Source organism: Litchfieldella rifensis (assembly GCF_042646605.1).
Taxonomy (GTDB): Bacteria; Pseudomonadota; Gammaproteobacteria; order Pseudomonadales; family Halomonadaceae; genus Litchfieldella; species Litchfieldella rifensis.
Map to the genome: position 1 here is coordinate 83,805 of NZ_JBHRUG010000029.1, position 12,998 is coordinate 96,802.

General features: G+C 62.7%; 11 protein-coding genes. 7 read left to right on the forward strand and 4 right to left on the reverse strand.

Going from position 1 to position 12,998, the window contains the following annotated elements:
• Positions 1–44 precede the first annotated feature (44 nt).
• Positions 45–1,046, reverse strand: a complete 1,002-nt coding sequence (gene gap, locus ACFOEV_RS14875; RefSeq protein WP_386775286.1) for a type I glyceraldehyde-3-phosphate dehydrogenase — start codon at positions 1,044–1,046, stop codon at positions 45–47.
• A 201-nt stretch (positions 1,047–1,247) separates the two neighbouring features.
• Between gap and edd the strand changes: the two genes are divergently transcribed.
• The 6 genes from edd to ACFOEV_RS14905 all read left to right on the forward strand — a co-directional run bounded on the left by edd (position 1,248) and on the right by ACFOEV_RS14905 (position 8,650).
• Positions 1,248–3,134, forward strand: coding sequence for a phosphogluconate dehydratase (gene edd / locus ACFOEV_RS14880; protein ID WP_386775288.1), 1,887 nt, complete (start codon positions 1,248–1,250; stop codon positions 3,132–3,134).
• 58 nt (positions 3,135–3,192) lie between these two features.
• Positions 3,193–4,161, forward strand: a complete 969-nt coding sequence (gene glk, locus ACFOEV_RS14885; protein ID WP_386775290.1) for a glucokinase — start codon at positions 3,193–3,195, stop codon at positions 4,159–4,161.
• On the forward strand, positions 4,158–5,036 hold the full coding sequence (locus ACFOEV_RS14890; protein WP_386775292.1) for a D-hexose-6-phosphate mutarotase: 879 nt from the start codon (positions 4,158–4,160) through the stop codon (positions 5,034–5,036). Before glk ends, ACFOEV_RS14890 begins: the two co-directional genes overlap by 4 nt.
• A complete protein-coding gene (locus ACFOEV_RS14895) occupies positions 5,036–5,911 on the forward strand; it encodes an aldo/keto reductase (RefSeq protein WP_386775294.1) in 876 nt (291 codons plus the stop codon). The genes ACFOEV_RS14890 and ACFOEV_RS14895 overlap by 1 nt, the downstream gene beginning before the upstream one ends.
• A 118-nt stretch (positions 5,912–6,029) precedes the next feature.
• Positions 6,030–7,694 (forward strand): glucose-6-phosphate isomerase, encoded by a 1,665-nt coding sequence (pgi, locus tag ACFOEV_RS14900; protein ID WP_386775296.1) that lies wholly within the window; start codon positions 6,030–6,032, stop codon positions 7,692–7,694.
• A complete protein-coding gene (locus ACFOEV_RS14905) occupies positions 7,691–8,650 on the forward strand; it encodes a carbohydrate kinase family protein (RefSeq protein WP_386775298.1) in 960 nt (319 codons plus the stop codon). The genes pgi and ACFOEV_RS14905 overlap by 4 nt, the downstream gene beginning before the upstream one ends.
• A 122-nt stretch (positions 8,651–8,772) precedes the next feature.
• Here the strand turns inward: ACFOEV_RS14905 and ACFOEV_RS14910 are convergent, their stop codons facing one another.
• The 3 genes from ACFOEV_RS14910 to zwf are packed head-to-tail and all read right to left on the reverse strand — an operon-like array spanning position 8,773 to position 11,617.
• Positions 8,773–9,435 (reverse strand): bifunctional 4-hydroxy-2-oxoglutarate aldolase/2-dehydro-3-deoxy-phosphogluconate aldolase, encoded by a 663-nt coding sequence (locus ACFOEV_RS14910; RefSeq protein ID WP_386775300.1) that lies wholly within the window; start codon positions 9,433–9,435, stop codon positions 8,773–8,775.
• A 21-nt stretch (positions 9,436–9,456) separates the two neighbouring features.
• A complete protein-coding gene (pgl, locus tag ACFOEV_RS14915; RefSeq protein ID WP_386775302.1) occupies positions 9,457–10,122 on the reverse strand; it encodes a 6-phosphogluconolactonase in 666 nt (221 codons plus the stop codon).
• 1 nt (position 10,123) lies between these two features.
• Positions 10,124–11,617, reverse strand: a complete 1,494-nt coding sequence (gene zwf / locus ACFOEV_RS14920; protein ID WP_386775304.1) for a glucose-6-phosphate dehydrogenase — start codon at positions 11,615–11,617, stop codon at positions 10,124–10,126.
• 275 nt (positions 11,618–11,892) lie between these two features.
• Between zwf and ACFOEV_RS14925 the strand changes: the two genes are divergently transcribed.
• Positions 11,893–12,756, forward strand: a complete 864-nt coding sequence (locus ACFOEV_RS14925; RefSeq protein ID WP_386775306.1) for a MurR/RpiR family transcriptional regulator — start codon at positions 11,893–11,895, stop codon at positions 12,754–12,756.
• The last annotated feature ends 242 nt before the right edge of the window (positions 12,757–12,998 follow it).

The following is a 12,998-nucleotide window of genomic DNA, read 5'->3' on the forward strand; positions in this document are numbered from 1 at the left end:
TCGTGGGCGCCTCGTGCGAGACGCCCCGACGCGGGCCGGAGGGATCAACTGGCCGCTTGCATTGCCAGCGCGGTGTCCAGCATCCGGTTGGAGAACCCCCACTCATTGTCATACCAGGCCATGACCTTGACCAGGCGACCATTGACGCGAGTGTGATTGGCGTCAAAAGTGGAAGAGTTGGCATCATGGTTGAAGTCGATGGACACCAGCGGCTGGGCGTTGACGGCCAATACCGGGGAGGCCTCGGCCGCACGTGCGACGATGGCATTGACTTCTTCCCTGGTGGTGTCACGACTGGCGGTAAACACCAGGTCGACCAGCGAAACATTGATCACCGGCACGCGTACCGCCAGTCCATCGAACTTGCCATTCAACTCGGGCAGCACCAGGCCAACGGCCGCGGCAGCCCCGGTCTTGGTCGGGATCATCGACTGCGTGGCGCTGCGCGCACGGTACGGATCCTGATGATAGACATCGGACAGGTTCTGGTCATTGGTATAGGCATGCACCGTGGTCATCAAGCCATTTTCGATGCCAAGGGCATCGTTGAGCGCCTTGGCCACCGGTGCCAAGCAGTTGGTGGTGCAGGAAGCATTGGAGACCACACGATGCTCGGCCGTCAGCACCTGCTCGTTGACGCCGTACACCACCGTGGCATCGGCATCCGGGCTCGGCGCCGAAACCAGCACGCGCTGCGCACCCGCTTCGAGGTGCTTGGCCGCGTCGGCGCGCTTGGTGAACAGGCCCGTGCACTCCATCACCAGATCGATCTCGAGCGATTGCCACGGCAACTTGGCCGGATCACGCTCGGAGAGGATGCGAATCCGTTCGCCGTCGACGCTCAGGTTTTCCTCGTCGTGTGCGACCTTGTGGGGAAAGTGGCCGTGCACGCTGTCATGCTTGAGCAGGTGCGCGTTCAGCGAAGGGTCGCCCAGATCATTGATGGCGACCACCTGAATACGGTCGCGATACCCGTTTTCGTACAGGGCGCGCAGCACATTGCGACCGATACGACCGAACCCGTTGATAGCGACACGTAACGTCATGGCGGCATCCTCGTATTTGTATGCTGTATTGAGTCGGGCGCCGGATCGTGAGGTACAGGACGACGACCTCATCAAGAACGACGCTTAGTGAAATAATCCTACATTTAGGCCCTAATTTGGCCCAAAGGATGACGACATTCAAGGTATTTTTTTGCTAAATTTACCAACATCGTCATTGATCACCGCCAACCGAGGTAACTTATGGCCACTCAGACCCCTTCCCTGCATGACACGGTAGATCAGGTTACCAGGCGCATTCGCGAGCGCTCGCACGAGCGTCGCGCCCTCTATGAGCAGCGCATGGCCGACCAGCATGGTCGCGGTGTGCATCGTGGAGAACTTTCCTGCGGCAACCTCGCGCACGGCTTCGCCGCTTGTGGGGATACCGACAAGGGACGCCTGAAGATGATGAATAGTGCCAACCTGGGCATCGTGTCGTCTTATAACGATATGCTGTCAGCTCACCAGCCGCTCGCCCCCTTCCCCGATATCATCAAGGAAGCTGCTCGCGCCATGGGCTCCACTGCCCAGTTCGCCGGTGGCGTGCCGGCCATGTGCGATGGCGTCACGCAAGGACAGCCCGGCATGGAGCTGTCGTTGTTTTCCCGCGATGTGATCGCCATGGCCACCGCCGTGGCCCTGTCCCACAATATGTTCGATGCGGCACTCTATCTTGGTATTTGTGACAAGATCGTCCCGGGCCTGTTCATTGGCGCGGCGCGCTTCGGCCACCTACCGGCGCTGTTCGTCCCGGGGGGCCCCATGACCAGCGGCCTGCCCAACAAGGAAAAGGCCCGCATCCGCCAATTGTATGCCGAGGGCAAGGTGGGGCGTGAGGAGTTGCTGGAAGCGGAATCTCAGTCCTATCACAGCCCCGGCACCTGCACCTTCTATGGTACCGCCAACTCCAACCAGTTGATGATGGAGATCATGGGCCTGCATCTGCCTGGCGCCTCCTTCGTCAATCCCAACACTCCGCTGCGCGATGCCCTGACCCGCTACGCTGCCGAACAGGCGATCCGCAATACCGAGGCCGGTGGCGACTACCGCCCCTTCTACAAGCAGGTCGACGAGAAGGCCATCGTCAATGCCATGGTCGGCCTACTGGCGTCAGGCGGCTCCACCAACCATACCCTGCACCTGGTAGCCATGGCCGCGGCGGCGGGGCTGACCATCACCTGGGACGACTTCACCGAGCTATCCGCGGTGGTGCCGAGCATGACCCGCATCTATCCCAACGGCCAGGCCGACATAAACCACTTCCAGGCCGCCGGCGGCATGAGCCTGTTGATCCGCGAGCTGTTGGATGCCGGCCTGATTCACTGCGATATTGCCACCGTCTTCGGCACCGACATGAGCGCCTACACCCAGGAGCCCTTCCTCGACGACGGCGAGCTGGTGTGGCGCGAAGGTCCCGTCGAGAGCCTCGATCTCGATGTGCTGCGCCCGGTAGCCGACCCCTTCTCCGCCACCGGTGGTTTGACCGTCCTCGACGGCAACCTCGGCCGGGGCGTGATCAAGGTGTCGGCGGTCCAGCCCGAGCACCGGATCGTCGAAGCGCCGGTCAGGCTGTTCGACGACCAGAATCAGCTCAAGGCCGCTTTCGAGGCCGGCGAGCTGGACCGCGATGTGGTCGTGGTAGTGCGCTTCCAGGGCCCCAAGGCCAATGGCATGCCCGAGCTGCACAAACTCACCCCCTATCTCGGTGTGCTGCAGGACCGCGGCTACAAGGTGGCCCTGGTCACCGACGGGCGCATGTCCGGAGCCTCGGGCAAGGTACCGGCGGCCATCCATGTCACGCCGGAAGCTGTCGATGGCGGCGCTCTGGCCAAGCTGCGCGACGGCGACGTGATCCGCCTGGATGCCGACAAGGGCGAACTACGCGCGTTGGTGGACCCTCATACCTGGAAGGCTCGCGAGGTCGTCGAGGCCAACCTCGACCATTATCATTACGGCCTGGGGCGTGAACTGTTCGGTGGCTTCCGCCATCTGGCAGCCGGCGCCGAGGAAGGTGCCGGCGTGTTCGGAGGCTTCGAAGCCGAAGACCTGGCCCGCCAGGAGGCCTTCATCCACGAGCTGGATGCCTAGAGGGCCTCTACGTGAAAACCACGACCACGAACCCAACAACGGATCGGACAGGCCGCCTATGACACGTCCAGCCCTGATCGGCGATATCGGCGGCACCAATGCACGCTTCGCACTGGTGACCCCGGATACCTTCGAACCCCGTGACATTCATAGCCTGGCGTGTGCCGACTATCCGAGCCTGGTCGATGCCGTGCGCGACTACCTGGCCCGTGTCGGGCGCGACGACGAGCAGGCGCCTCGCGAGGCTTGCCTGGCCTTCGCCTGCCCGGTACACGATGATCGGGTACGCATGACCAACAACGCCTGGGAGTTCTCGAAGCGCGGAGTACAGGCGACGCTCGGCCTCGAACTGTTCAAGGTCATCAACGACTTCACTGCCCAGGCACTGGGCGTGCCGCATATCGACACCCAGGATCTGGTCGCCATCGGCGATGGTCAGGCCGCCAACGACTGCGCACGCCTGGTAATCGGCCCCGGAACCGGGCTGGGCGTGGCTGGCGTTTTCCCCGGTCGGCATGCCTGGGTCCCCTTGCCCACCGAAGGCGGCCATGTGACCTTCGCGCCCACCGACGAGCGCGAGCAGAATCTTCTGCGCTACTTTCACTCTCGCTATGGGCGGGTCTCGGTGGAACGCATTCTCTGTGGTCAGGGCCTTTTGGACTTGTACTACGCCCATGCCTCACTGAAGGGTGCCAATCCGCGCTACTCCACGCCAGCAGAAGTCAGCACCGCCGCCAACGACGGTGACGCGATCGCGGCGGATACCGTGCAGCGCTTTCTCAAGATTCTCGGCGACGTGTGTGGCGACGCCGCCCTGACCATGGGGGCCCGCGGCGGTGTCTACCTGTGCGGGGGCATCCTGCCACGGCTGCTCGACTGGTTGCCGCGAAGTCGCTTCCGCGACGCCTTTACCGACAAAGGACGCATGAGTGCCTACAATGCCAGCATCCCCACATGGGTGGTCACCGCACCCTGGACAGGGCTGCTGGGCGCCGCCGAGGCATTGCATAACGAGGAGGTCGAATGATTCCGGAGTCGCTGCGCGCACTGCTGGACGAGACTCAGGGACAGCGCCGGGTCGAGTGGGCCGGACGCGAGCTATGGCTGGCCAATGAGTCCTGGGGGGAACTGGCAATCTCGCTGCAAGGTGCCCAGGTGCTGCACTTTCTACCGGCGTCCGCCACTTCACCGTCGGCAGATGCCGGCTGGCTATGGGTCACTCCCACACCGCAGGACGTGCCCGGCGCCATTCGCGGAGGCATTCCGCTGTGCTGGCCCTGGTTCGCCGACGAGTCGCCGGACGGCCAGGGGCCCATGCACGGCCCCGCACGCAAGGCCGATTGGCGCCTGGACGCCGCCGATGAACACGAGGAAGGCATCGAGCTGCATTTCTCGCCTGCCGGACGGCTGCATGAGCAGCTCGTCCCCAGGACGGTGATCCAGGCCAACGCCAAGCGCCTTCACGTCGAGCTGATCACCGAACACCGCGGCGAGACGCCGGTGAAGATGAGCGGTGCCCTGCACAGCTATTTCGCCGTAGCCGACGCCCATCGCTGCCGTGTCGAGGGCCTGGCCGGTGCGCGCTATCTCGACAAGCGCCAAGGGTTCGCCGAATGCGTCCAGCAAGGCGAGCTGGGCATCCGCGGAGCATTGGACCGCATCTACGAGTCGAATCGAGAAGTGGTACTCGATGACGGTAGCCGCCGCTTGCGTATCGCCAAGCAAGGCAGTGACTCGACCGTGGTGTGGCATCCTGGCGACGACCTGCCCAACGACACGCCGGTCGAGGTGGGGCGGCGTTTCCTGTGTGTCGAGGCCGCCACCACCCGCCTGGACCCGGTTTGGCTGGTACCCGGCGCCCAGCACCTGCTGGCCACGACCATCACTTGCGAGGATGTCTGATGAGCGACGACCTGCAACTCGATGTCCCCTTCCTGCTGGGCATGATGCGGCTGCATGAGCAGGACGAGCTGCACGATCCCCTCCAACTGGCCGACTGGATCGAAGCCCGACTCGATCAGGGCTTGTGCTGGTTCGATCACGCCGACATCTACGGCGACCGCGAGGCGGAAGCCTTGTTTGGCGCGGCCTTGCATGCCCGACCGTCACTGATTCCGCGAGTACGTATCGTCACCAAGGCCAGCATCGTCACCCCGAGTCGCGATGCCTCACCCTATGGCGTCAAGCATTACGATAGCTCGCCTGACTACCTGGAAGCCGCTATCGATGCCTCGCTCACGCGCCTCGGCGTCGAGCGTCTCGATCATTTCCTGCTGCACCGCCCGGACCCGTTGATGGATGCCGCAGCCACCGCACGAGCCTTGGACAACGCCATCGATGCCGGCAAGATCGGAGCGGCCGGGGTTTCCAACTTTCTGCCCGAGCAATGGCGGCGCTTGCAGGCCGCCATGCACCATCCACTCCTGACGCATCAGCTGCAATTGTCGCTGGCCTATCCGGAACCGCTGTTCGATGGGTTCTATGATGCCCTGCTGGCAGACGGCATGCGCCCCATGGCGTGGTCGCCCCTGGGCGGTGGCACCGTCTTCGAGGACGTGCTTGGGGCGTCGCTGGAGCGCCTGGCGACCGATTTTGCATCCAGCTCCGCGGGCCTGGCACTGGCCTGGCTGCGTGCTCTGCCCGGCAGTCCGGTGCCGGTGATCGGCACCCTCAAGGAACAGCGTATAGAAGAACTGCTGACAGGTGCCTGTATCGAGCTCGACCGCCCGACCTGGTTCGCCCTGCTCGAGGAGGCGCGCGGCCAACGGGTGGTGTGAATGTGCCCCATGCCGCAGCCATGGATCAATGGCCGGCTGAGCGCAAAAGTGACACGATTCACCTTTCTTCTCGCAATCGAATTCTCGTTTCCTGTTTCGATAACAAAAGGATCATGGCATGTTCCAACTCACTCGCAGCGTGACCTGGCAAGCCCTCGAGGCACTACACCAGGAAACCGCCCACGACCGTATCAGCGACTACTTTGCTGGCGACTCCCGGCGTTTCGACAAGATGAGCCTGCGCGTCGGCGGACTGTTCCTCGATTATTCCAAGCATCATATCTCGGACGCCGTGCTCGCCAAGCTCGTGGAGCTGGCCGACCACTCGGCGCTGGTGCAGCGCCGCGCCCAGATGTTCTCCGGGGATATCATCAACGTCACCGAGGACCGCCCGGTACTGCATACCGCCTTGCGTAACCTGGGCAAGGGACCATTGATGGTCGACGGCAAGGACGTGATGCCGGAGATCCAGCGTACCCGCGAACAGATCAAGCAGTTTTCCGAGGCGGTGCGCAGCGGCGAATGGAAGGGGTACAGCGGCGAGCGCATCAAGGACGTGGTCAACATCGGTATCGGTGGCTCGGATCTGGGGCCCAACATGGCCTGCCGGGCGCTGCTCAAGCACCGCCATACGGAACTCAATTTCCACTTCGTATCCAACGTCGACGGTGCCCATATCCAGAAGATATTGAAACGCCTCGACCCGGCCACCACCCTGTTCATCGTCTCCACCAAGACCTTCTCCACCCAGGAAACCCTGCTCAACGCCAAGACCGCACGCCGCTGGTTCCTCGACAATGCCGGCGAGGATGCCGACGTCGGCGCCCACTTCATCGCCGCCTCCACCAACCGCAAGGCGGCCATGGAGTTCGGCATCCGCGAGGAGAACGTCTTCGAATTCTGGGCCTGGGTCGGCGGACGCTACTCCATGTGGTCGTCCATCGGGTTGCCCATCGCCCTGTCGATCGGTTTCGACGGCTTCATGGAACTGCTGGAGGGCGCCTATGAAATGGACCAGCACTTCATCAACGCTCCCCTCAAGGAAAACATGCCGGTACTGATGGCACTGATCGGCATCTGGTACATCAACTTCATGGGCGCCGAAACCCACGCCATCGTGCCCTACGACCAGGCTCTGCACCAGTTGCCCGCCTTCCTGCAGCAGCTCGACATGGAATCCAACGGCAAGTCGGTGGACATCTTCGGCCATCCGGTCAACTACAAGACGGGCCCGATCGTGTGGGGCCAGACCGGTTCCAACGGCCAGCACGCCTTCTTCCAATTGCTGCATCAGGGCACCCGCTATGTGCCCATCGACTTCATCGCCTCCCTGAAGTCCGAACCGGGAGTCGAGGAGCATCACTTCGCGTTGCTGACCAACATGCTGGCCCAGGCCAACGCCTTCATGGAAGGCAGTCAGGGAGGCAGCCAGCTCGATCACTATAGCTGCCCCGGCAACCGCCCATCGAGCACCTTGCTGCTCGATGAGCTGACTCCCCGCAACCTGGGTGCCCTGATCGCGCTGTACGAACACAAGGTGTTCGTGCAAGGGGTGATCTGGAACATCAACTCCTTCGACCAGTGGGGCGTGCAGCTCGGCAAGCGTATCGCCGGCGAGATCAGTGAGCGTATCGACGAGCACACCCAGGACTTCGATGCCTCGACCCAAGGCTTGCTGGCCTTGGTGCGCCAGCACTTCAGCGACCACACGCCAGGCCCGGCCTCCAGCGACAAGGGCAAGGCCAAGGGCAAATCCCAACCCCGGAAGGAGAAACAGGCATGACTCCGGTAATCGCCTTCGGCGAAGCTCTCGTCGACATGCTTTCCAGCCGCCTCGGAGAGCAGGCAACCGAGGGGCCCGAGACCTTTACCCCTTACGCCGGCGGCGCCCCGGCCAATGTGGCCGTGGCCTGTGCTCGCCTGGGCGTGCCGAGCCGTTTCCTCGGCATGCTGGGCGAGGACCATTTCGGCGACTTCCTGGCCGATGAGCTTGCCGCCCACGGCGTCGACACCTCGGGAGTGATTCGCACCCGACAAGCGCGTACGGCGCTGGCCTTCGTCTCCCGCGACGCCTTGGGAGAGCGCACTTTCGACTTCTATCGCCCGCCCGCGGCCGACTTGCTCTATCGCCTGGAACACCTGCCGACCGGGGTCTTCAGCTCACCTGCCATCGTCCACCTCTGCACCAACAGCATGACCGAAGAGGCCATTGCCGATACCACCTTGGCCATGGCCGATATGGCCGCGCGTGCCGGCTGCCTGGTCAGCGTCGATGCCAATCTGCGCCACAACCTGTGGCTCGACGGGTACGCCGACATCACCCTGGTCACCCGCTTGCTGGACAAGGCCGGTCTGCTCAAATTGTCCCGCGACGAGCTCGATTTCCTGCGTGCCGATCACCCGGTGGACGCCTGGCTAGCCGAACGCTTGGCCGCCGGAGTGAAACTGATCGTGATCACCGATGGCGCTGCAGAAGTGGAAGTGCGTAGCATCGCCACGACCTTCCGTGTCGCCCCGCCCAAGGTCCAGGCAGTGGATACCACCGCCGGTGGCGATGCCTTCATCGGCGGCTTGCTGACGATGATCGCCGAGACCGGCATCGAGGACGATTGGCATCGGGACGAGCAACGCCTACGACGCTTCGTGGATGTGGCCTGCCGCTGCGGCGCCCACGCGGTGACTCGTCCCGGCGCCTATTCGGCATTGCCGACCCGTGCAGACCTGGGAGAACTGCGCTAGGGAAAGCCACCCTAGCGCGATGCATCGAAAAAAGACCCGCCAGATGGCGGGTCGAACAACAGCACGGGCTGTCGAGAGAGATCATGCTCGTAGCTCGTAGCTCGTAGCTCGTAGCTCGTAGCTCAGTGATGGAAGCGCTCGGCCGCCTGACGGGCCAGATCACGAATACCGTCCCAATCCTCGGCCTCGACCAGCGCCTTGGGCGTCAGCCAGGAGCCGCCCACGCACATCACATTGGGCAGTGACAGGTACTCCTCGGCGTTATCCACGCTGATGCCGCCGGTGGGGCAGAACCGCGCTTCGGGAATCGGCGCCCCGAAGGCCTTGAGGGCCTTGGCGCCACCGCTGGATTCGGCGGGGAAGAACTTGAAGCGGCGATACCCGTATTGCCAGCCGGTCATCAATTCGGAAATGGTCGAGACTCCCGGCAGCATTGGCACCGGACTGCTGACGCCATAGCGGTACAGGGCCTCGGTGGCACCGGGAGTGACCACGAAGTCGGCGCCGACCTGCTCGGCCTGACGGTATTGCGCCGGGGTCAGCACGGTACCGACGCCGATGCTGGCGGCGGGCAGGGCATCGCGTATGCGCTTGATGGCGTCCAGCGCACAGTCGGTGCGCAGCGTGATCTCGAGTACCGGCAAACCTCCCTCGACCAGGGCACGGGCGAGAGGGACCGCATCTTCCAGCCGCTCGATGGTGATCACCGGGATGACCTCAGCCTTCAGGCAGATGCTGTCGAGTTCGGTGGTGCGGGTGGAAGGCAGCTGCTTGTCGATGGTCATGTCGTCGTTCTCCAAAGGAAATCAGGGCGCCCAATAGATCGCCAGTGGGCAGGCCAGGAAAGCGCGGATCGGCAGTTTGCGGACATCGTCGCCGGCCATGGCAGTGGCCAGCACGGTTCGTTTGTCTTCGCCGTTGAGATGCAGCACATGACGCCTGGCCTGATGCAGGCGTCCGGCACTCAGAGTAATGCGTGCCTGTGGCTGGCTGGGGGTGCGCACGGCGACGACGGTATCGTCGGTGGACAGCGCCAGGCCAAGCTCACGGCTGTCGGGGAACAGGGAGGCCGTATGGCCGTCGCCGCCCATGCCCAGAATTACCATGCTGGCCGGCCAGGCAAGCCTATCGATCCTGGCAGCCACGGCATCGACCCCTTGCTCCGGGGTGGCGTCGTCGGTGGTCAACGGGACAAAATTGGCCTCCGCCGCCGCCCCCGTCAGCAAGTGTTCACGTACCAGGCGCGCATTGCTGTCGGCACTGTCCTCGGCGACCCAGCGCTCGTCGGCAAGCGTCACGTCGATACGCTCCCACGGCAGGTCGAGAGTCGCCAGGGCGCGGAAGAACGGCACCGGGGTCGAGCCACCGGACACCACCAGCAAGGCGCGCTCCTGAACGGCCAGGTCGCTCCTCAGTGCCTCGGCCACCGCTTCGGCCAACTGCCGGGCCAGTCGCTCGCGGGAAGTCTCCATGTCAGTAGTCCTCATACCAGCTACGCCCATCCTGGGTGATCATGGCGATTGACGCCACCGGCCCCCAGGAGCCCGCCGGATAGCGCCGCGGCGGGGCACCGCGGGCCTCCCAGCCGGCGATCAACTGATCGCACCAATGCCAGGCGTATTCCACTTCATCGCGACGCACGAACAGATACTGCTGACCCTTCATCACCTCGAGCAGCAGGCGTTCATAGGCATCGGGAATCCGCGATTTAGGGAAGGCGCTATTGAAATCCAGGTGCAGCGGCCCCGGGCGCAGGCGCATGCCCTTGTCCAGCCCGCTGTCCTTGGTCAGCACCTGCAGGGCAATGCCCTCTTCCGGCTGCAAGCGAATGATCAACTTGTTGGCGGCCAGGCTGCGCTGATCCGGATCGAAGATATAGTGCGGCTGCTGACGGAAATGAATGACGATTTGCGACAACTTCTCCGGCATGCGCTTGCCGGTACGCAGATAGAAGGGCACGCCGGCCCAACGCCAGTTGGCGACCTCGGTCTTCATCGCCACGAACGTCTCGGTGTGACTCTCGGTATTGGCACCTTCTTCCTCGAGATAGCCGGGCACGCTCTGGCCATCGATGGTGCCTGCAGTGTACTGGCCGCGCACCACATCACGTCCCAACGCCTCGCCGGTGAACGGCTTCAAGGCCTTCAACACCTTGACCTTTTCATCGCGGATGGCATCGGCATCCAGATTGGCGGGCGGGTCCATGGCGATCAGGCATACCAGCTGCAGCAAGTGGTTCTGCACCATATCCCGCAACTGGCCGGCCTGGTCGAAATAGCCCCAGCGCCCCTCGATCCCCACCTGCTCGGCAACGGTGATCTCTACATGGGAAATGTGATTCTGGTTCCACTGCGTGCCGAACAGCGGGTTGGCGAAACGCAGTGCGATCAGGTTCTGGACGGTTTCCTTGCCCAGATAGTGATCGATGCGGTAGACACGCGACTCGGGGAACACGTCGCCGATGGCGTCGTTGATCTCCTGCGAAGACTCCAGGTCATAGCCGATGGGCTTCTCTACCACCACGCGGGCCTTGTCATCGAGACTGCCGCTGTCCTGGAGGTTGCGACAGATCGCCCCGTAGATGCTGGCCGGCACCGCCAGATAGACGACCATTGGGCGTGGGGCCCCCTCGCGCCAGGCGCGAATGGGTTCATACCCCTCGACCGTGGCAAACTCGACCTTGGCGTAGTCGAGCCGGGCCAGGAAACGCTTGAGACTTTCCTTGTCCAGGTCGCTGGCCTTGACACGCTGCTTCAAGGCTTCCGTGACCCTGTCCTGAAACGCTGCCGTATCGTATTCCTGTCGCGCCAGTCCCAGCACACGTGTGGCGCTGGGCAGGAGTCCTTCTCGGTCAAGATAGTACAGCGCCGGATACAGCTTACGCAGGGCTAGATCGCCCAAGGCACCGAACAATGCCAGATCGACCTCGGTACTGGACACGTCCAGCGGGCTGATTTCGTGGGTCATGCCACGCCCCCTAAAAATCTGGTTAAATTACTAACAAAATACGCCAAAGCGCTGCCTCAAAGCAAATTTTATATGTAACTTTACAATCAAAGCATCGTGCCAGGCGAACTCTCTTGGCCAGGCTGTCCGCCACACGCTAGGATAGTGGCAATATGTAGTTAAATCACCACATCAACATGACAAGCCCCAAGGCAGCACCTCGTCATTGTGGCACAGCCACTGCCCATCGGCGGCTCAACCATCACGCAACCCAATCACGGAGCGCCTCTCTTACCATGGCCAGCCACGACCTGATCGATCGTATTCGCAGCCGTCTCGACGAGCTCAATCGCTCGGAGCGCAAGGTCGCCGACGTTATCCTCCATGATCCATCAGCGGCCACCGGCATGAGCATCGCCACTCTCGCGCAGGCCGCCTCGGTCAGTGAGCCCACCGTCAATCGTTTCTGCCGCAACTTCGAAGCCAAGGGGTACCCGGATTTCAAGATCAAGCTGGCACAGAGCCTGGCGGGAGGCACGCCTTACGTCAGCCGCAACGTCGAGCGCGATGACGATGCGGCCAACTATGGCGACAAGATCTTCGGTGCCACCATCGCGGCCCTCGACGATGCCCGCCGCGCCCTGGATGCCAAGCGTATCGAACGTGCTGTGGACTACCTGATCCAGGCCAAGCAGATCCACTTCTTCGGTCTCGGCGCCTCGGGCCCAGTGGCCCAGGATGCCCAGCACAAGTTCTTCCGCTTCAACCTGCCGGTGATGGCCTACGAAGACGTGCTGATGCAGCGCATGGTGGCAGCCTCCTGCCATACCGGCGACGTGGTCGTCATCATTTCCTATACCGGCCGCACGCGCGAACTGGTGGAGATCGCCCGCCTGGCCCGCGAGAACGGCGCCATCGTGCTCGGCATCACCGCACCGGGTTCGCCGATGGCAGCCGAGTGCACCGAGACGCTGGAAGTCATCACTCCCGAGGATACCGACGTGTATATGCCGATGACTTCACGGATGATCCACCTGGCGTTGATCGATGTATTGGCCACCGGGGTCACCTTGCGCCGTGGCGAAGACTTTCTCCACCACCTCAAGAAAATCAAGGATAGCCTGCAAGCCACGCGTTTTCCTGCAAGGCAAAAGGAGTAGCACCCTACCCATAAGCGTAATAAATGGCTTGCCGCCAATAATAGAGGGAGAATCTTTCCCGCCACGTCTCTTGGATCAAATGTAAGTGCGAGACAAATATGTGTTCGGCGACTCTAAAACAACAGGGTCGCCATATTCCTCGAGATTGTCCGGTTCCCACTACAACAAACTGCGCTTGAACTCAGGCCAGAAAGCAGCACTAGCCTTTCAGCCAAAAGCTGCGCCCTCATCATTTTCCCAAG

Excerpts from the sequence above, each read along its gene's own strand:
- pgi (WP_386775296.1), top strand. The coding sequence starts at position 6,030 with ATGTTCCAACTCACTCGCAGCGTGACCTGGCAAGCCCTCGAGGCACTA.
- ACFOEV_RS14925 (WP_386775306.1), top strand. The coding sequence starts at position 11,893 with ATGGCCAGCCACGACCTGATCGATCGTATTCGCAGCCGTCTCGACGAG.
- pgl (WP_386775302.1), bottom strand. The coding sequence starts at position 10,122 with ATGGAGACTTCCCGCGAGCGACTGGCCCGGCAGTTGGCCGAAGCGGTG.
- ACFOEV_RS14905 (WP_386775298.1), top strand. The coding sequence starts at position 7,691 with ATGACTCCGGTAATCGCCTTCGGCGAAGCTCTCGTCGACATGCTTTCC.
- edd (WP_386775288.1), top strand. The coding sequence starts at position 1,248 with ATGGCCACTCAGACCCCTTCCCTGCATGACACGGTAGATCAGGTTACC.
- gap (WP_386775286.1), bottom strand. The coding sequence starts at position 1,046 with ATGACGTTACGTGTCGCTATCAACGGGTTCGGTCGTATCGGTCGCAAT.
- zwf (WP_386775304.1), bottom strand. The coding sequence starts at position 11,617 with ATGACCCACGAAATCAGCCCGCTGGACGTGTCCAGTACCGAGGTCGAT.
- ACFOEV_RS14895 (WP_386775294.1), top strand. The coding sequence starts at position 5,036 with ATGAGCGACGACCTGCAACTCGATGTCCCCTTCCTGCTGGGCATGATG.
- ACFOEV_RS14910 (WP_386775300.1), bottom strand. The coding sequence starts at position 9,435 with ATGACCATCGACAAGCAGCTGCCTTCCACCCGCACCACCGAACTCGAC.
- glk (WP_386775290.1), top strand. The coding sequence starts at position 3,193 with ATGACACGTCCAGCCCTGATCGGCGATATCGGCGGCACCAATGCACGC.
- ACFOEV_RS14890 (WP_386775292.1), top strand. The coding sequence starts at position 4,158 with ATGATTCCGGAGTCGCTGCGCGCACTGCTGGACGAGACTCAGGGACAG.